This window comes from Rathayibacter oskolensis (assembly GCF_900177245.1).
GTDB lineage: Bacteria > Actinomycetota > Actinomycetes > Actinomycetales > Microbacteriaceae > Rathayibacter > Rathayibacter oskolensis.
The window spans coordinates 1226424-1244064 of record NZ_FXBM01000002.1; the positions used below are offsets into that span (position 1 = coordinate 1226424).

A 17641-nucleotide genomic window follows, 5' to 3' on the forward strand; every position below is an offset into this window, starting at 1 on the left:
CCCGACGCGCCACGTCGGAGGCGCACGCGCCGGGTGACCTACAGTGGGACGGATGAATAACGGCGTCGCACTCCCTCTCGAACAGCCGGAGACGACCATCCGGGCCGCAGGCGGCTCCCTGGTCCGCCGGTCGGTCCTCCCGAGCGGGGTCCGCATCCTGAGCGAGGCCGTCCCGGGGGCGCGCAGCGCGACGGTCGGCTTCTGGGTCGCCGCCGGCTCCCGCGACGAGCAGCCGTCGCGACCCGCCGGCGCGCTCGGCGGCGCGGCACCGTCGAACTTCGGGTCCACGCACTTCCTCGAGCACCTGCTCTTCAAGGGCACGCGCACGCGCACCGCACTCGACATCGCCGTGGCGTTCGACTCCGTGGGCGGCGAGCACAACGCGCTCACCGCGAAGGAGTACACCTGCTACTACGCGAAGATCCAGGACCGCGACCTCCCCATGGCGGTGGAGGTGATCGCCGACATGGTCACGTCGAGTCTGCTCGACCCCGGCGAGTTCGAGACCGAGCGCGGCGTCATCCTCGAAGAGCTGGCGATGGCCGACGACGATCCCGCCGATGTCGCGAGCGAGCGGCTCTTCGAGGCCGTCTTCGGCGAGCATCCCCTCGGGCGCCCCATCGGCGGCAGCGCTGCGACCATCGGAGAGGCCACTCGCGACGCCGTGTGGGCCCACTACCGCGCCGCCTACCGCCCGAACGATCTCGTCGTCACCGTCGCGGGAGCCGTCGACCACGACGCCCTGGTCGCCCTGCTCTCGCGCGTGCTCGCCTCCGACGGCTGGGACCTCGCGACTCCCGCCGCCCCGGTCGCCCGCCGCGTCGGAGGCTCCGCCGAGTTCACCCGCGGCACCGCGCTGTCGCTCGTGCACCGGCCGACCGAGCAGGCGAACCTGCTCATCGGCTTCCCGGGACTCGCCGCGGCCGACGAGCGGCGGATGACGATGGGGGTGCTGAACTCGATCCTCGGCGGCGGCATGTCGTCCCGCCTCTTCCAGGAGGTGCGCGAGAAGCGCGGGCTCGCCTACTCGGTCTACTCCTTCGCCCCCTCCTACTCCGACGCCGGGATCTTCGGCCTCTACGCCGCCTGCACCCCCGCCCGCGCGGGGACGGTCGCCGAGCTCCTCCTCTCGGAGTTCACCCGTCTCGCCGAGCACGGCGTGACGGCCGACGAGCTCACCCGCGCGCAGGGGCAGCTCTCGGGTGCCGCGGCCCTGGCTCTCGAGGACTCCGACACGCGCATGTCGCGCCTGGGCAGGTCCGAGCTCACGTTCGGCGAGTTCGTCGACCTCGACGAGAGCCTCCGTCGCCTGGCCCGGGTCGGTCCGGAGGATGTCCAGGCACTCGCGGCAGACTTGGCGAGGGGGCCGTCGTCGATCTCGGCCGTCGGCGCGGTCGACGACTCGACGTTCGACGGGATCGCCGACATCGAGATCGCTCCCGCGATCTGACCGGATCGCCGAACGTCCGCTGACCGCGCACCGTCGCGCCGCACCGCATCAGGGAGGACCTCCGTGTCCCACTACATCTACCTCGTCCGCCACGGTGAGCAGCAGGACGCCGAGCACGGTCTGCCGGACGGCCCGCTCTCGGCCAGGGGCGAGCGCCAGGCCCGGCTCATCGCCGAGCGCCTCGGCGGCGTCCCGTTCACGGGCGCGTGGCACTCGCCGCTGCGCCGGGCGGAGGAGACGGCGGCCCGGTTCCGCGCCGTCCTGCCGGGCCTCGCCATCGAGCCCTCCTCGCTGCTCTTCGACTGCATCCCCTCCGGCCCCACGCCCGACATGCCGCGCTCGTTCGAGCCCTTCTTCGGCAGCGTCACCCCCGCCGAGATCGAGGCCGGGCACGCTCAGATGCAGGACGCGGTGGCCGAGTTCCTCGCTCCCTCCCGCGAGGACCGCCACGACCTGCTGATCACCCACAACTTCGTCATCGGCTGGTTCGTCCGTCACGTCTTCGATGCCCCCGACTGGCGCTGGCTCGGTCTCAACCAGGCGAACTGCGGCCTCACGATCATCCGGGTCCGCTCCCGCAAGCCTCCCGTGCTCGTGGTGCACAACGATCTCGCCCACCTGCCGGTCGAGCTGCGCACGGGCCTTCCGGAGGCTCAGCCCTACTGAGCCGGCCGCCCCTGAGCACGCCGCCCCTGAGCACGCCGCCCTTGAGCCGGCCGCCCGTGAGCCCGCCGCCCCTGAGCCCGCCGTGGCCGAGCCGCTACCGTGGCCGGGTGACGTCGACCCTCCTCCGCCCCGGAACGCGCGACGACCACGACGACTGCGTGCGGCTCTGGCTCGCGGCACTCGAGGCCCGCGACGGTCGCGCACCCGTGCCGGGGACCGACGACCGCGCCCGCGCCAAGCTCGCAGCCCCGGCGGTCTGCTTCGTCGTCGCCGAGCGCGGCGGCCCGATCGACGGCTTCGTCCTGGTGTCGACGCCGGGGAGCGGCTTCGCCGACGATCCGCCGGGCGCCGCCTACCTCTCGCTGCTGGCCGTGCACCCCTCGGCCCAGGGGAGGGGGCTCGCGCGGCGGCTGCTCGCGGCGGCCGAGCGCGACGCGGCGGCCGTCGCCGACGAGGCCGTGCTGCACGTCCTCGTGGGCAATCGGGCGGCCCGCTCCCTCTACCGCGCGGCGGGCTGGAGGGAGGAGGGTGCGGAGTTCCCGCACCCGCTGTCCGCGGCTCCCGTGATCACGCTCCGGCGACTGCTCGGCGACTGATCGTTAGGCTGGTGCGGTGATGACCTCCGTCGCCGTCGTCGGTGCGTCCGGCAGACTCGGCTCCCTGACCTGCTCGCTCATCGAGGCCTCAGACGACTTCACCCTCGTCGCGCGTCTGGGATCCCGGAGCGACCCGCGCGAGATGCTCGCAGCCGACGTCGTCGTCGACATGACCGTCCCCGCCGTCAGCCAGGCGATCGTCGACCTCGCGGTGTCGAACGGCAGGAAGGTGCTCGTCGGCACCTCCGGCTGGACCGGCGACCGGATCGCGGCGCTCCGCCGCACGGTCGACGCGCATCCCGGGGCGGGCGTCGTCATCATCCCCAACTTCTCGCTCGGCTCCGTCGTCGCCACCGCGCTCGCCACGGTCGCCGCGCAGTTCTTCGACGCCGCCGAGATCATCGAGACGCACGGGGCGCGCAAGGTCGACTCCCCGTCGGGCACCGCGGTGCGGACGGCCGAGCTCCTCCTGCGGGCTCGGGCCGAACGGGGCCCGGTGGAGGCGCCGCACACCGACCAGCGCGCCAGAGGGCAGCAGGTGGCGAGCATCCCGGTGCACAGCCTCCGGCTCCCGGGAGTGGAGGCGCGCCAGGAGGTGATCTTCGGCGGCACGGGCGAGACGGTCACCATCCGGCACGACACCTCCTCGCAGGCCTCCTACGAGGCGGGGATCCTCCGCTCGCTCGAGGCGGTCGCGACCACCACGGGAGTCGTCGTGGGTCTGGACGCGCTGCTCGATCTCCGCGCGGCGTTCGATGCGGCGCCGCTCGCCGAGCGGGCCTCCGACGAGCCGCCCGTGATCGACGACGTCCCCTCCGGTCAGGCGGCCTCCGCGACGAGCACCCGGTGAGGACCCGCCTGGGCGTCGGCCTGATGGCGGTCCTGCTCGCCCTGTACCTCTTCGTGTGCCTGCAGTACTCCTACGTCGCCTTCGCGGCCGGCACGCTGCCGGGCGTCGTCATGGGCGTCGGACTCCTGATCCTCGGCGGGATCGGGGTCTGGGGTCTCGTGCGCGAACTGCTCTTCGGCGTCCGCGCCGAGCGCCTCGCCCGCAGGCTGGAGGAGGAGGACGCCCTCCCGCAGGAGGTGGTCGTCTCCCGGGCCAGCGGGCGCCCGCTCCGCGAGGAGGCCGACGCCCTCTTCCCGCGCTACGCGGAGGAGGTCGACGCGCACCCGGAGAGCTGGCGCGCCTGGTACCGCCTCGGCCTCGTCTACGACGCCGGCGGCGACCGCAAGCGCGCGAGGGGCGCGATCCGCCGCTCGATCAGCCTGGAGCGCGACGCGCCCGCCTGATCGCTCAGCCCAGGACCCAGGCGAGCGCCTCCGCCACCGTCCGGTGCCGGAACTCGAAGCCGTCGTCGAGGAGTCGCTGCGGCACGAGCTGCTGGCTCGAGAGCAGGAGCTCGTGACCGGCGTCCCGCAGGGCGAGCTCGATGATCTTCTCGGGAACCGCGAGCTTGAAGGGCCGGTGCAGCTGCTCCGCGAGCGTGCTCATCACGTCGTTCGCGGTCGCGGCGGCCGGACCCGCGAGGTTGACCGGGCCCGAGAGCGAGGAGGTCAGCAGGTGCCGGATCGCCGCCGCCTCGTCGTACAGGCTGATCCACGGCCAGACCTGCCGGCCGCCGCCGAGGGGGCCGCTGAGACCGAAGCGGGTCAGCGGCAGGAGCGGCTTGAGCGCGCCTCCCTTGCCCAGGACGAGACCGGTGCGGAACGTCACCACCCGCGTGCTCTCGGGTGCGAGGTGCGCGGCGCGCTCCCACTGCTCGACGACGTCGGCGAGGAAGCCCTCGCCGCGCGGGGAGTCCTCGGTCAGCTCCTCGCCCGGGCGGTCGCCGTAGTAGCCGACCGCTGACGCGTTGAGGAGGATCGTCGGGGGCGAGGACGCCATCCGCATCGCGTCGGTGATGGTCTGCGTCGCCTGCACCCGCGAGTCGAGGATCTCGCGCCTGTAGGAGGAGGTCCACGGCAGCCGGCTGATCGACGCACCCGAGAGGTTGATGACGGCGTCGACGCGGTCGAGGACGCTGAAGTCGAGCATGTGCGACGCCGGTGCCCAGTGGAACTCGTCCGGGCTGGCGGGCGCGTGGCGCACCAGGCGGAAGATCTCGTGCCCGTCCGCGCGCAGCTGGCGGGTGAGCTCGGAGCCGATCATCCCGCTCGCGCCCGAGATCAGCACCTTGAGGCGGGGAGGAGGGGTCGGGGTCTCGCGCTGCTTCTCCTGCGCGTGGGCGCCGGACGACGAGTCGGGCAGCGCGGAGGGACGAGGCTCCTGCGGGCGCGAGGACCGGCGGGTGGGGCCGGCCGTCGCGTCGGTTCCGTCCTGGTCGGAGTGCCGTGCGGATGAGTCGCTCATGGTGCCTCCCGGGGCCCGTCGCGGTCGGCCCGCGAGGCGCCTCCCAGCCTAGGGCGTCACGCCCGGGAGCCCGCCGAGCGCCCGAGCACACCGGCGCGGACCAGCAGCAGGTAGAGCTGGCAGCCGAGGCAGAGTCCGAAGGCGGCGTTGAGGAAGGCGGCCAGGAAGGCGACGGCGGCCGCGACGGGAACGGCGCCCGGGACGCCCGCCAGGTGCAGCACGGCTCCGACCGCGGTGACGACCAGTCCGACGACCTGGGCGAAGCGCGGAGGGCGGGCGTCCTCCCACTCCGAGGGCGGTGCGAGCCGGGGTGCGACCAGTCGGCGGTAGAGCGTCGCCCACGGGCCGGAGCCGATCCCGCGCGCCGCCGACCATGCGAACAGCGCGACGATCACGAGGAGGAGGAGGAAGCCGGGCCGGGTGGCGCGCTCCGCGAGATCTCCTCCGACGGGCGCCGCGAGCCCGAGCCCGACGGTCGCGAGCAGGAGGAGCGCGGTGATCGACGCGGCGAAGCGCGGCCCGCGCGGGTCGATGCGTCCGGGTGGGCGAGTGCCGGTCATGGCGTCTCCAGGAGTCGGTCGAGCTCCTCGACGACGACGGAGCGTGCCGGAGCGCCGCCGATGCGGCTGCGCGCGACACCGTCGGCGTCGAGGACGAGGAGGGTGGGGGTCTGCACGATCCGGAACCGGTCGGCGAGGTCGGCGCGGCGGGTGAGGTCGACGTCGAGGTGCACGACTCCCTCTCGAGCGCCGGCGACGTCGGCGAGCATCCGGTGCACGGCGGGGCAGCGGGTGCAGAACTCGGTCGAGAACTGCACGACGGTGGCCACTCCTCCGAGCTCGGCTCCATCGACCAGCCCGGCGGGATCGATCCGCTCCGGTGCCGGCGTGGCGAGAGTGCGGACGCGCCCCGAGGAGCGGCGGTGGGCGACGCCGAGTGCTGTCCCGAGGGCGACGAGACCGACGAGGACGGCCGCGATGACGAGAGGATCCACGACTCGACGGTAGGCGGCGCGTGCCCCGGGCGTCCGTTCGTGACGTCCCGAGTCGGCGGCGCGGCTCCGGGACGTGCTCTAGGGTCGAAGCCGTGACCGAGCAGAGCGCCCCCGACGGCACCATCACCTTCCGCTCCGACGTCGTCGTCGAGCTCGTCAGGGCCAGCGCCCACGACTCCGACGTCCTCTTCGCCGCCCGCGTCTCGACGCAGGGCGAGCAGACCCTCGCTGCGGCGCTGGACGGCGAGGAGGCCGAGGTCGAGCTGCAGCGCAAGCGCGATCGCGGGCTCATCAACTACCTGATGCGCGACCGGCACGGCTCGCCCTTCGAGCACAACTCGATGACCTTCTACGTGCAGGCGCCGATCTTCGTGTTCCGCGAGTTCATGCGGCACCGCATCGCCTCCTACAACGAGGAGTCGGGCCGCTACCGCGAGCTGCGTCCGGTCTTCTACGTGCCCGGCCCCGAGCGCAACCTCGTGCAGATCGGCAAGCCCGGCGCCTACGACTTCGTCCCCGGCACCCCGGAGCAGACCGAGCTCGTCGCCGCAGAGACCCGTCGGGCGAGCACGCAGGCGTTCGAGGCCTACCAGCGGATGCTCGCCGAGGGTGTCGCCCGCGAGGTCGCGCGCATCGTCCTCCCCCTCAACATCTACTCGTCGATGTACGTCACGCTGAACGCCCGCTCGCTGATGAACTTCCTCTCGCTGCGCACCAAGCGGGAGGACTCGACGTTCCCCTCCTTCCCTCAGCGCGAGATCGAGATGGCCGCCGAGCAGATGGAGCGCCACTTCGAGGAGCTGATGCCGCTGACGGCCGCGGCCTTCACCGCGAACGGGCGCGTCGCCCCGTAGGGCCGCCGTTGCCTGCCGCGTCCGTCCGCGGGCGCTCAGCGGGTGCGCTTGCAGGTGCCGGAGCGCTTTCCAGGTGCCTGTGCGGTTCGAAGGTGCCGGTGCGGTTCGCAGGTGTCTGTGCGGTTCGCAGGCACCCACCCACACCTGCGCATCGCACCCACTCCTCCAGATCGCACCGCCACCTGCAGACCGCACTCCACGCCCCCGAAGAACCACCCGATCGACCCCCGGCCCCCCGCCGCCGACCCGATACCCTGATGACCGTGTCAACTCCGGAGAATCCTTTCGGCCAGGTCCTGGTCGCCCTGGTCACCCCGTTCACCGCCGACGGCGAGGTCGATTGGCCCGGCGTCGAGAAGCACATCGACGACTGCATCGCGTCCGGAGCGGACGGCATCGTCGTCACCGGGACGACCGGCGAGACGAGCACCCTGACCGACCCCGAGAAGATCCGTCTCGTCGAGGTCGGGAAGTCGGTCGCCGCCGGGCGAGCCAGGATCATCACCGGAGGCGGCTCGAACGAGACCGCGCACGCCATGCAGCTCGCCCGTCAGAGCGAGAAGGCCGGCGCCGACGGCAACATGATCGTGACGCCCTACTACAACAAGCCGACCCAGGCCGGCATCCTGACGCACTTCCGGATGATCGCCGACGCGACCGACCTCCCCGTGATCCTCTACGACATCCCGGGTCGTACCGGCGTGCCGATCCGCTACGAGACGATCCTCCGCGCCGCCAAGCACCCCAACATCCTCGCGGTGAAGGACGCCAAGGGCGACCTGGCCGAGGTCAGCCGCGTGCTCAACCAGACCGATCTCCTCTACTTCTGCGGCGACGACGCGAACGTCCTCCCCGAGCTGGCGATCGGCGCCACCGGACTCATCGGCGTGACCGCGAACATCGCCGCCGCCCCCTACCGCACCATCGTCGACGCCGTGAACTCGGGCGACCTGCACGCGGCGACGCGGGCCCACCAGCAGCTCGAGCCGCTCGTGCGCGCCGTGATGACCCACGTCCCCGGAACGGTCGCGGCGAAGTACATCCTGCACGGCCTCGGCCGCATCTCCTCACCGCGCGTGCGCCTCCCTCTGGTGGGCCCCGAGGAGTCGGAGGCCGCGCTGATCGAGGACGAGCTGGGTCTCGTCCGCGACATCCCGGGCGTCGACTTCCGCAACTTCCGGCCCGACCGCAACGCCGCAGCCGGTGGCGCGCTGCCGAAGGTCGCGGGCACCACGCGCTGACGCCGCGGGAGCGGCTCCATCCGCCACGACGAACAGAGGAGGGCGCATGCCCAGTCCCGTGATCACTCCGGCCCCGCTCGCGGCGGGCACCCTCCGCATCATCCCTCTCGGCGGTCTCGGCGAGATCGGGCGCAACATGACGATCTTCGAGATCGACGGCAAGATCCTCGTGGTCGACTGCGGCGTGCTGTTCCCCGAGGAGAACCAGCCCGGCGTCGACCTGATCCTCCCGGACTTCGGCCCGATCAAGGAACGCCTCGACGACATCGTCGGAGTCGTGCTGACCCACGGACACGAGGACCACATCGGAGCCGTTCCCTACCTCCTCCGGCTCAAGCGCGACATCCCGCTCATCGGCTTGACGCTCACACTCGCCCTCGTCGAGGCGAAGCTCAAGGAGCACCGGATCAAGCCCTACACCCTCGCCGTGAAGGAGGGGGACATCGAGAACCTCGGCCCCTTCGAGCTCGAGTTCGTGGCCGTGAACCACTCCATCCCCGATGCCCTCGCCGTCGCGATCATCACCGACGCGGGCTCGGTCCTGCACACCGGCGACTTCAAGATGGACCAGCTGCCGCTGGACGGCCGCATCACCGACCTGCGCGCCTTCGCCCGGCTCGGCGAAGAGGGCATCGACCTGTTCATGGTCGACTCGACCAACGCCGACGTGCCCGGATTCACGCCCAGCGAGCGCGACATCGGCCCGGTCATCGAGGCGGTCATGGCGAAGGCGAAGCGGCGCGTGATCGTGGCGAGCTTCTCCAGTCACGTCCACCGCGTGCAGCAGGTGCTCGATGCGGCGCACGCGAACGGCCGCCGGGTCGCCCTCCTCGGCCGTTCGATGGTCCGCAACATGGGCATCGCGGCCGACCTCGGCTACCTCAGGGTGCCGCCGGGCGTGCTGATCGACGTCAAGAAGGCCGGAGACATCCCCGAGGATCAGATCGTCTACATGTCCACCGGGTCGCAGGGCGAGCCGATGGCGGTGCTCAGCAGGATGGCCAACCGCGATCACCAGATCGAGCCGGGGGAGGGCGACACCGTCATCCTCGCGTCGAGCCTCATCCCGGGCAACGAGAACGCCGTCTACCGCGTCATCAACGGCCTGACCAAGCTCGGCGCGACCGTCGTGCACAAGGGCAACGCCAAGGTGCACGTCTCGGGTCACGCCGCGGCCGGCGAGCTGATCTACTGCTACAACATCCTCAAGCCGCTCAACGTGATGCCGGTCCACGGCGAGTACCGCCACCTGGTGGCCAACGCGAAGCTCGCCATGGCCACCGGCATCGAGGAGGAGAACACGATCATCGCCGAGGACGGCACCGTGATCGACCTCCTCGACGGGAAGGCCACCGTCGTCGGGCAGCTCGACCTCGGCTTCGTCTACGTCGACGGATCGTCGGTGGGCGAGATCACCGACGCCGACCTGAAGGACCGCCGGATCCTCGGCGAGGAGGGCTTCATCTCGATCATCGTCGTCGTCGAGGCGGGGACCGGGCGGATCGTCGTCGGACCGGAGATCCACGCGAAGGGCTTCGCCGAGGACGACAGCGTCTTCGACGAGGTCAAGCCGCGCATCGCGAGAGCCCTCGAGGAGGCGGTGCAGAACGGTGCGAGCGACCCGCACGCCCTCTCGCAGAGCGTCCGTCGCGTCGTCGGCCGCTGGGTGAACACCAGCTACCGACGGCGTCCGATGATCGTCCCGCTGGTCATCGAGGCCTGAGGGGCGGCGGCGCAGGAGCCTCCGGCTGGTCGTCCGCCCCGCGAGCGGGCACACTGTCCACGGGGGAACCGCCGTCCACTCCGTCCGTCCGGAGGTCCGCTTGGACTACTCGATCCGTTCCGCCCGTCCCGAGGACGGCCCGTTCCTCGCCGACATGCTCGTCGAGGCGGCCAACGGGAACGGGACCTCCGCCCGGACGAGGGTCGACGTGCTCGCCGAGGAGGCGACCCGTCGCTACGTCGCGGGCTGGCCTCGGCCCGGCGACCTCGGCTCCGTCGCCGAGACCGCGGACGGCGAGCGGATCGGCGCCTGCTGGTCGCGCCTGTTCACGTCCGCGTCCCCCGGTCGCGGCTTCATCGCGGCGGGGGTCCCGGAGCTCACCCTCGGGGTCCGGCCCGTGCACCGGGCGCAGGGGGTCGGGCGGTCCCTGCTCCGGGCCGTGGTGGCGCAGGGCCGGGCCGCGGGGTACGCGCGCCTCTCGCTCTCGGTGGCGAGCGGCAACTTCGCCCGCCGTCTCTACGTGAGCGAGGGCTTCTCGGTCGTGGCCGACCGGGGCGACGCCGAGACGATGGTCGCGCTGCTGCGCTGAGGCGCGGTCCGTCGGCGCGGGTCCGCGGTGATGACGGAGGCGGCGGGTACGGTGGCCTCATGGCGACGAGCACCAAGACGACCTCCCGTGGGCGCGGGAGCGCGTCCGCGCGCTCCGGCGCGGCACGTTCCGGCCGCGGCTCGGGGCGGGGAGCCGCAGAGAAGGCGACCGTCGCCTTCGACTCGGCTCCGCGAGCGAACCTCGTCGTCCGGTTCTGGATGACGCTGGCGCACGTGGTCGGGGGCGCCGCGCGCGCCCTGGGGCCCGAGAGGCTCGCGAAGGAGGAGCGCCGCGACGGCGTCCCCTTCCTCCTCGTCCTCCTCGCGGTCTCCGGAGCGGTGGTCGAGTGGTTCCTGGCGACCGATCCAGTGGCCCAGGTCCTCGACGCCTGGAGCTTCGGGGGGCTCTTCGGGCGGGTGGCCTACGTCCTGCCCGTCGTCCTCCTCCTCTTCGCGCTCTGGCTCTTCCGCCACCCCAGCTCCGTCGACGACAACGGCCGCATCGGGGTGGGCCTGACCTTCCTCCTCGTCGCCTCCGCGGGGATCTGCCACGCCCACCTCGGCACCCCGCAGCCGGGCGAGGGCATCGACCGGATGGCCGCGGCCGGCGGCGTGCTCGGCTGGCTCGTCGGCGCCCCGCTGGTCGCGATCGCGACGGTCCCCGGAGCCACGGTGCTGCTCTCGGCGGTCATCCTGCTCTCGCTGTTCATCATCACCAAGACGCCGCCGAACCGTGTCGGTGCCCGCTCGCGCGAGCTCTACTCCTACCTGTTCGGCACGCCGGTCCTCGACGACGAGGAGCGTGCGCGCCTGAAGGCCGAGAAGGCCGCGGCCAGGGCCGCCTCGAAGGCCGAGGCGGAGGACGAGCAGGCCGACGGGGGAGAGCTGCCGTGGTGGCGCCGCACCGACTCGGGTCGTGAGGACGACCCGACGGTGCAGGCCGAGCTGCCCCTCGACTCCCTCACCGAGGTCATCGACGAGCCCCGGGGCCGTCGCGGGCGCGCCAAGGGGTTCGACACCGCACTGGAGGAGCGCGACGAGCCCGTCGATCCGCCCACCCGCTCCTTCGCTACGGAGGTGATCTCGGAGGCGGAGAGCGCAGAGGCCGCGCTCGCCCGCTTCGACGAGCGGTCCTCGACCCGGGCGGCCGTCGGCGTCGTCGACGACGACGCCACCGACGTGATCCGGCTCGACGACCTCGACGTGGCTCCGGCCGTGCCTGTCCCGCCGGTGCTCGCGACCGGACCGATCGCACCCCTCCCCGAGGCCGATGCGACGGCCGACTTCGACTCCTCCTTCGAGGACGACGCCCCCTACCGGCTGCCATCGGCCGCGGCCCTGTCGACGGGGACCCCGTCGAAGGCCCGCTCGGCCGCGAACGACGAGATGGTGCGGGCGCTCACCGAGGTCCTGCGCCAGTTCAACGTCGACGCCACCGTCACCGGGTTCTCGCGCGGGCCGACCGTCACGCGCTACGAGATCGAGCTCGGGCCGGGCGTCAAGGTCGAGCGCGTGACGGCGCTCAGCAAGAACCTCTCCTATGCCGTCGCGAGCAACGAGGTACGCATCCTCTCGCCGATCCCCGGCAAGAGCGCGATCGGCGTCGAGATCCCGAACACCGACCGCGAGATCGTCTCACTGGGCGATGTGCTGCGCTCCCCGGCGTCCACGACGTCGACGCACCCGATGACGATCGGCGTGGGCAAGGACGTCGAGGGCGGCTACGTCGTCGCCAACCTGGCGAAGATGCCCCACCTGCTCGTCGCGGGCTCGACGGGCTCCGGGAAGTCGAGCTTCGTCAACTCGATGATCACGAGCCTCCTGATGCGCGCCCGCCCCCAGGACGTCCGGATGGTCCTGATCGACCCCAAGCGCGTCGAGCTGACGATCTACGGAGGTGTCCCGCACCTCATCACGCCCATCATCACGAACCCCAAGAAGGCGGCCGAGGCGCTGCAGTGGGTCGTGAAAGAGATGGACATGCGCTACGACGACCTCGCATCGTTCGGCTTCCGCCACATCGACGATTTCAACGCCGCCGTCCGCGGTGGCGATCTGAAGCTCCCGGCCGGCAGCAATCGCGTCCTGAAGCCCTACCCCTACCTCCTGGTCGTCGTCGACGAGCTCGCCGATCTGATGATGGTCGCCCCCCGCGACGTCGAGGACTCCATCGTCCGCATCACCCAGCTCGCCCGCGCCTCCGGGATCCACCTGGTCCTCGCGACGCAGCGACCGAGCGTCGACGTGGTCACCGGTCTGATCAAGGCGAACGTGCCCAGCCGACTGGCCTTCGCGGTGACCAGCGTCACCGACTCGCGGGTCATCCTCGACCAGCCCGGCGCCGACAAGCTGATCGGCCAGGGCGACGGGCTCTTCCTCCCGATGGGGACGAACAAGCCCATGCGGGTGCAGGGCGCGTGGGTCCGCGAGGACGAGATCGCGAAGGTCGTCGAGCACGTGACGCGCCAGGCGCAGCCCGACTACCGCCAGGACATCACCGTGCAGGCGCAGCGCAAGGAGGTCGACTCCGACATCGGCGACGACCTCGAACTGCTGATCGCGGCGGCCGAGCTGGTCGTGAGCACCCAGTTCGGATCGACGTCGATGCTGCAGCGCAAGCTCCGCGTCGGCTTCGCCAAGGCCGGCCGCCTGATGGACCTCCTCGAGTCCCGCGAGGTGGTCGGTCCCTCCGAGGGGTCGAAGGCTCGCGACGTGCTCGTCACCGGCGAGCAGCTGCCGGGTGTCCTCGCACGGATGCGGGGCGAGGAGCCCGACGGTCCCGCAGCGGCGCCGTCCGCGGTCGCAGCGGACCCCTACGAGGATCCGCTCGCCGAGCCGGTCGGTCCTGCGGCCACCGACTACCACGACGACGACGAGGGGTCCGGCGACGACGCCTGGGCACTCACCGGGCGCGACTGACCCGTGCAGCTGCGCAGCGACACCGAGACCACCCTCGACGACGGAGCACGATGAGCACCCCCACCGCCGGAGCGGCCGCCCGCTCGGGCAACTGGAATCTCCCCAACGCGATCACCGTCGTCCGGATCCTCCTCGCACCGCTCTTCTTCTGGATGCTGCTCGCCGACGACGGAGCCGACAGCGGTCTCCGGATCGCCGCCGCGCTGCTGTTCATCGTCGCGATCGCGACCGACGGGATCGACGGGCACATCGCGCGAAGCCGCGGGCTCGTGACCGATCTGGGGAAGCTCCTCGACCCGATCGCCGACAAGGTGCTGACCGGGGCGGCCCTCATCGGGCTCTCGATCCTCGGCGAGCTGCCGTGGTGGGTGACCGTCGTGATCCTCGTCCGCGAGGTCGGCATCACGATCTTCCGCATGGCGGTCCTCTCCGACCGCGTCATCCCGGCCTCGCGAGGGGGGAAGCTGAAGACGATCGTGCAGTCCGTCGCCCTCTCCCTGGCCCTCCTCCCGCTGTGGGCCGTGCTCGGCGAGTGGGTGCACTGGCTGAACGGCATCACGATGACGGCGGCACTCGTCCTGACCGTGGTGACGGGGATCGACTATCTCGCGGATGCGGCGCGGCAGAGCCGAGCCGCCCGCAAGCGCCCGTGACCGCCGGGCCGCTGGTCGCGGCGATGGCCCGCGGAGGGCTCGGCCTCGCGATCGCCGAGTCCCTCACGGGCGGAGCCGTGAGCTCGGCGGTCGTCGACGTCCCGGGAGCATCCGGGGTCCACCGCGGAGCGATCGTGAGCTACGCCACCGACCTCAAGCACCGCCTGCTGGGCGTCGACGCCGCCCTGCTCGAGGCGGAGGGTCCCGTGCACCCGGAGGTGGCTCTGCAGATGGCGCGCGGGGTCGTCGCCGCGCTGGGCGCGACGGGGCAGCGGACGGTCGGAGTCGCGACCACCGGTGTGGCGGGGCCCGACCCGCAGGGTGACGCCGCCGTCGGGACGGTCTTCGTCGCGGCCGTGCTCGGCCGGGACGAGCGGGTGCGCGAACTGCACGCCGACGGGGATCGCGCGTCGATCAGAACCGCCGCCGTCGACGCCGCGCTGGCCCTCGCCGCCGAGGTCGTCGCCGACTCCACCCGATGATCTCCTGACCGTCTCGGATCCGGCGACCGTCGTCGGAATGCCCAGCGTTTCGCCCCGGTTACATCTGGCGTCGCTCACACGCAAAGTCCAGTCATCCGGTATTAGAGTCGACACACACGAACCGGGTAGTGAACAGCTATCCGGTTCCTTCGTACTCAGCCCCTTCGAGCAAGTGCTCCGGCATTTATCGTGGTTTCGCTGTACGAGGACGCGGTTGACGTGGAGAAGGAGGGTCCAGTGGTTCTAGTTCGTCAGGAGATCGGCGATGTCCTCAGGGACTTTCGCCTGCAGAAGGGTCGTACGCTCCGTCAGGTGGCGAGCAAGGCGAGCGTTGCGCTCGGCTACCTGAGCGAGGTCGAACGCGGTCAGAAGGAGGCCTCCTCGGAGATCCTCGCCTCTGTCGCCGACGCCCTCGACACCCCTATCTCGGTGATCATGCGAGAGGTCGGCGATCGCCTCGCCGTCATCGAGGGGATCGACACGATCCCCGACACCATCCCGGCCGACATGGTCGCCGGATTCGACGCGGATCTCGTCGCTCAGTAGCGGCTCCGCCCCGCCCATCCATCCACCGCACCCGTTCTCCCCGAAGGGCGCTGGAGCTCCGGCTCCGGCGCCCTTCGGCGTTCCCGGCGAGCATTCGCCACCGGTTAGCGTTGTGCCATGCGATTGAGCGAGTTCCGGCAGCTGGTGGACGACGAGTTCGGTGCGTCCTACGCGCGGGTGCTCGTCTCCGACCTGGTGCTGACCGAGCTCGACGGACGCACTGCGGAGCAGGCTCTCCGCGACGGCGAGGAGGCGCGCGAGGTGTGGCTCGCGCTCTGCCGGGCGAACGACGTGCCCGAGGCCCGCTGGCACGGGATCGACCCGAAGAAGCGGAACCGCTGAGGACATCGCCGAGCCGCTGGCCGAAGTCGTGTTCGACACGCCGCGCGCCCATCATCGAATCCCTGTTCGATCGGGTCTAGGCTCCTCACCAGAAGCAGGAACGCCCCGTACTCCACGGAGGCGCTCGTGCTCGGCCCCGATGTCGGAGGTCGGGCGTACCGTCGGGAACAAGTCGACGGACCTGCTTCACCGCCTTGTCGCAGCCGGCCGGCGCCGCACCGATCGATCCCGATCGACGCGGCGGCACCCACCGGCACGACGCGACAGCCTGTAGGCGATACCACCACGAGCACGAGAGCGAGAAGGCCATGCCCAGTTCTTCAGACCGCGAGAAGTCCCTCGAGACTGCACTCGCCCAGATCGACCGCCAGTTCGGCAAGGGCGCCGTCATGCGCCTCGGCAGCGACGACCGCGCCCCGGTCGAGGTGATCCAGACCGGTTCGATCGCGCTCGACGTCGCGCTCGGCATCGGCGGCCTCCCGCGCGGCCGGATCGTCGAGATCTACGGCCCGGAGTCCTCCGGAAAGACCACGCTGACGCTGCACGCCATCGCGAACGCGCAGCGCAACGGAGGCATCGCCGCCTTCATCGACGCCGAGCACGCGCTCGACCCCGAGTACGCGAAGAAGCTCGGAGTCGACATCGACTCCCTCCTCGTCTCGCAGCCCGACACGGGTGAGCAGGCGCTCGAGATCGCCGACATGCTGGTCCGCTCCGGCTCGATCGACCTGATCGTCATCGACTCCGTGGCGGCCCTCGTGCCCCGCGCCGAGATCGAGGGCGAGATGGGCGACTCCCACGTCGGCCTGCAGGCCCGCCTGATGTCGCAGGCGCTCCGCAAGCTCACCGGTGGCCTCAACACCACCAACACGACGATGATCTTCATCAACCAGCTCCGCGAGAAGATCGGCGTCTTCTTCGGCAGCCCCGAGACCACCGCGGGAGGCAAGGCGCTCAAGTTCTACGCGTCGGTCCGCCTCGACATCCGCCGCATCGAGACGCTGAAGGACGGCACCGACGCGGTCGGCAACCGCACCCGCGTCAAGGTCGTCAAGAACAAGATGGCGCCGCCCTTCAAGCAGGCCGAGTTCGACATCCTCTACGGCATCGGGATCTCCCGCGAGGGCAGCCTGATCGACTTCGGTGTCGAGCACGAGATCGTCCGCAAGTCGGGTGCCTGGTACACCTACGACGGCGACCAGCTCGGACAGGGCAAGGAGAAGGCCCGTCAGTTCCTCATCGACAACGCCGATGTGGCTGCGGAGATCGAGAAGCGCATCCTGGTCAAGCTCGGCGTGATCGCCGATCCGAACGCCGTGGCCGACGCGGCTCCGGTCGCGATCGAGACCAAGCAGCCCGTCCGCAAGGGCGCCTAGACCGTGGGGGAGGAGGTCACGGAGGGGACCGGCGGCCGCCCCGTGGCCTTCCTGCCCTGGGTCACCGACGAGCAGGCGGATCCCGCACGGTCGAGGGCCCGGTCGCGGGCCGATCACCCCGGTGCGTCCCGTCCGGGTTCTGCGCCGGTCGGCGACTCCGGAGTCGATCGGATCGCCGAGTTGTCCGCCCACGTGGCGCGACGGAGCCCGTCCGCGATCTCCGAGCGCGACGCGTCTGCTCACGACGGACGGTCCGCGACCGACGCGTCGGCGGCCGAAGAAGCGGATGTCGAGACGAACGACACCGAGACGCTCGACACCGAGGCGTTCGATGCCGAGACGATCGATCCCGAGCAGATCGCCGATCGGATCGTGCGGGGCCTGTCCCGCAAGAGCCTGTCGGTCGCCGAGGTCGAGGCTCGCCTCTACACCGAGGGGGTCGCCGAGAAGGACGCGCTCGAGATCGTCGAGCGCTTCACCCGCTTCGGCTACCTCGACGACTACCGGATGGCCGAGGAGCTGGTGGCGTCCCTCCGCGAGCGGAAGAAGCTGGGGCGCTCGTCGATCCAGCAGGAGCTCCGCTCGCGCAAGCTCGACCCTGAGGCCGTCGCGACGGCGCTCGACGAACTCGACGGCGACGACGAGTACCGCACGGCGCTCGAGCTCGCCCGCAAGCGCCTCCCGAGCCTGCGTTCGCTGTCGGACGAGGTCGCCGAACGGCGCCTGACCGGCTTCCTGGCGCGGCGCGGCTACGCCGGTGCGCTCGTGCAGCGGGTGGTGCGCGAGACCGTCCGCCGGCCCGGTTCGAGCGTCCGTTTCCACTGAGGGCGGCGGGCGGGGTGCTGAGCCACCGGCGCG

At 71.5% G+C, this 17641-nt stretch carries 19 protein-coding genes; 16 read left to right on the forward strand and 3 right to left on the reverse strand.

The genetic code is table 11. The features are described 5' to 3' along the window. Window positions 1–52 precede the first annotated feature (52 nt). The 5 genes from B9Y99_RS14760 to B9Y99_RS14780 all read left to right on the forward strand — a co-directional run bounded on the left by B9Y99_RS14760 (window position 53) and on the right by B9Y99_RS14780 (window position 4005). Window positions 53–1450: a M16 family metallopeptidase gene (locus tag B9Y99_RS14760; protein ID WP_085477283.1), complete on the forward strand. Its 1398-nt coding sequence runs from the start codon at window positions 53–55 to the stop codon at window positions 1448–1450. 63 nt (window positions 1451–1513) lie between these two features. Further along, the gene (locus B9Y99_RS14765; RefSeq protein WP_085477284.1) at window positions 1514–2116 is read left to right on the forward strand and encodes a histidine phosphatase family protein; all 603 of its coding nucleotides are present in this window, start codon (window positions 1514–1516) and stop codon (window positions 2114–2116) included. 107 nt (window positions 2117–2223) lie between these two features. Further along, window positions 2224–2712: a GNAT family N-acetyltransferase gene (locus tag B9Y99_RS14770; protein WP_165759636.1), complete on the forward strand. Its 489-nt coding sequence runs from the start codon at window positions 2224–2226 to the stop codon at window positions 2710–2712. Between the two features lie 16 nt (window positions 2713–2728). Continuing rightward, window positions 2729–3562, forward strand: a complete 834-nt coding sequence (gene dapB, locus B9Y99_RS14775) for a 4-hydroxy-tetrahydrodipicolinate reductase (protein WP_085477285.1) — start codon at window positions 2729–2731, stop codon at window positions 3560–3562. Further along, window positions 3559–4005, forward strand: a complete 447-nt coding sequence (locus B9Y99_RS14780; RefSeq protein ID WP_085477286.1) for a hypothetical protein — start codon at window positions 3559–3561, stop codon at window positions 4003–4005. The genes dapB and B9Y99_RS14780 overlap by 4 nt, the downstream gene beginning before the upstream one ends. 4 nt (window positions 4006–4009) lie before the next feature. On the opposite strand, the gene B9Y99_RS14785 is transcribed toward B9Y99_RS14780, so the two are convergent. Genes B9Y99_RS14785 through B9Y99_RS14795 form a run of 3 tightly spaced genes read right to left on the reverse strand, consistent with a single transcriptional unit; the run spans window position 4010 to window position 6059 of the window. Continuing rightward, complete coding sequence (locus B9Y99_RS14785) at window positions 4010–5065, reverse strand: TIGR01777 family oxidoreductase (RefSeq protein WP_085477287.1); 1056 nt, start codon at window positions 5063–5065, stop codon at window positions 4010–4012. A 56-nt stretch (window positions 5066–5121) separates the two neighbouring features. Further along, window positions 5122–5625: a DUF4395 domain-containing protein gene (locus B9Y99_RS14790; protein WP_085477288.1), complete on the reverse strand. Its 504-nt coding sequence runs from the start codon at window positions 5623–5625 to the stop codon at window positions 5122–5124. Beyond that, window positions 5622–6059 carry a TlpA family protein disulfide reductase gene (locus B9Y99_RS14795; protein ID WP_244274943.1) on the reverse strand — a complete coding sequence of 146 codons (438 nt, stop codon included), beginning with the start codon at window positions 6057–6059 and terminating at the stop codon, window positions 5622–5624. Before B9Y99_RS14795 ends, B9Y99_RS14790 begins: the two co-directional genes overlap by 4 nt. Window positions 6060–6151: 92 nt before the next feature. Here B9Y99_RS14795 and thyX point away from each other — a divergent pair, with 92 nt between their 5' ends. The 11 genes from thyX (at window position 6152) to B9Y99_RS14850 (ending at window position 17608) form a co-directional block, all read left to right on the forward strand. Continuing rightward, window positions 6152–6913: an FAD-dependent thymidylate synthase gene (gene thyX, locus B9Y99_RS14800; RefSeq protein WP_085477289.1), complete on the forward strand. Its 762-nt coding sequence runs from the start codon at window positions 6152–6154 to the stop codon at window positions 6911–6913. A 257-nt stretch (window positions 6914–7170) separates the two neighbouring features. Next, entirely contained in the window at window positions 7171–8154 is a 984-nt protein-coding gene (gene dapA, locus B9Y99_RS14805; RefSeq protein WP_425298485.1) for a 4-hydroxy-tetrahydrodipicolinate synthase, read from the forward strand. A 46-nt stretch (window positions 8155–8200) separates the two neighbouring features. Further along, window positions 8201–9877: a ribonuclease J gene (locus B9Y99_RS14810; protein WP_085477290.1), complete on the forward strand. Its 1677-nt coding sequence runs from the start codon at window positions 8201–8203 to the stop codon at window positions 9875–9877. Between the two features lie 100 nt (window positions 9878–9977). After that, the gene (locus B9Y99_RS14815) at window positions 9978–10466 is read left to right on the forward strand and encodes a GNAT family N-acetyltransferase (RefSeq protein WP_244274945.1); all 489 of its coding nucleotides are present in this window, start codon (window positions 9978–9980) and stop codon (window positions 10464–10466) included. Between the two features lie 59 nt (window positions 10467–10525). Continuing rightward, window positions 10526–13384 (forward strand): FtsK/SpoIIIE family DNA translocase, encoded by a 2859-nt coding sequence (locus B9Y99_RS14820; protein ID WP_085477291.1) that lies wholly within the window; start codon window positions 10526–10528, stop codon window positions 13382–13384. A 50-nt stretch (window positions 13385–13434) separates the two neighbouring features. Continuing rightward, the gene (gene pgsA, locus B9Y99_RS14825; protein WP_085477292.1) at window positions 13435–14037 is read left to right on the forward strand and encodes a CDP-diacylglycerol--glycerol-3-phosphate 3-phosphatidyltransferase; all 603 of its coding nucleotides are present in this window, start codon (window positions 13435–13437) and stop codon (window positions 14035–14037) included. Then, on the forward strand, window positions 14034–14519 hold the full coding sequence (locus tag B9Y99_RS14830; protein WP_244274947.1) for a CinA family protein: 486 nt from the start codon (window positions 14034–14036) through the stop codon (window positions 14517–14519). Before pgsA ends, B9Y99_RS14830 begins: the two co-directional genes overlap by 4 nt. 237 nt (window positions 14520–14756) lie before the next feature. Next, window positions 14757–15065: a helix-turn-helix domain-containing protein gene (locus B9Y99_RS14835; protein WP_068252363.1), complete on the forward strand. Its 309-nt coding sequence runs from the start codon at window positions 14757–14759 to the stop codon at window positions 15063–15065. A 117-nt stretch (window positions 15066–15182) separates the two neighbouring features. Further along, complete coding sequence (locus B9Y99_RS14840) at window positions 15183–15407, forward strand: DUF3046 domain-containing protein (protein ID WP_085477293.1); 225 nt, start codon at window positions 15183–15185, stop codon at window positions 15405–15407. Between the two features lie 308 nt (window positions 15408–15715). Further along, a complete protein-coding gene (recA, locus tag B9Y99_RS14845; protein ID WP_085477294.1) occupies window positions 15716–16783 on the forward strand; it encodes a recombinase RecA in 1068 nt (355 codons plus the stop codon). A gap of 3 nt (window positions 16784–16786) precedes the next feature. Continuing rightward, the gene (locus B9Y99_RS14850) at window positions 16787–17608 is read left to right on the forward strand and encodes a regulatory protein RecX (protein ID WP_085477295.1); all 822 of its coding nucleotides are present in this window, start codon (window positions 16787–16789) and stop codon (window positions 17606–17608) included. Window positions 17609–17641: the final 33 nt, after the last annotated feature.

Coding starts and splice junctions, on each gene's coding strand:
- B9Y99_RS14760 (WP_085477283.1), top strand. CDS start 53: ATGAATAACGGCGTCGCACTCCCTCTCGAACAGCCGGAGACGACCATC.
- B9Y99_RS14785 (WP_085477287.1), bottom strand. CDS start 5,065: ATGAGCGACTCATCCGCACGGCACTCCGACCAGGACGGAACCGACGCG.
- B9Y99_RS14790 (WP_085477288.1), bottom strand. CDS start 5,625: ATGACCGGCACTCGCCCACCCGGACGCATCGACCCGCGCGGGCCGCGC.
- dapA (WP_425298485.1), top strand. CDS start 7,171: ATGACCGTGTCAACTCCGGAGAATCCTTTCGGCCAGGTCCTGGTCGCC.
- B9Y99_RS14810 (WP_085477290.1), top strand. CDS start 8,201: ATGCCCAGTCCCGTGATCACTCCGGCCCCGCTCGCGGCGGGCACCCTC.
- B9Y99_RS14820 (WP_085477291.1), top strand. CDS start 10,526: ATGGCGACGAGCACCAAGACGACCTCCCGTGGGCGCGGGAGCGCGTCC.
- pgsA (WP_085477292.1), top strand. CDS start 13,435: ATGAGCACCCCCACCGCCGGAGCGGCCGCCCGCTCGGGCAACTGGAAT.
- B9Y99_RS14840 (WP_085477293.1), top strand. CDS start 15,183: ATGCGATTGAGCGAGTTCCGGCAGCTGGTGGACGACGAGTTCGGTGCG.
- recA (WP_085477294.1), top strand. CDS start 15,716: ATGCCCAGTTCTTCAGACCGCGAGAAGTCCCTCGAGACTGCACTCGCC.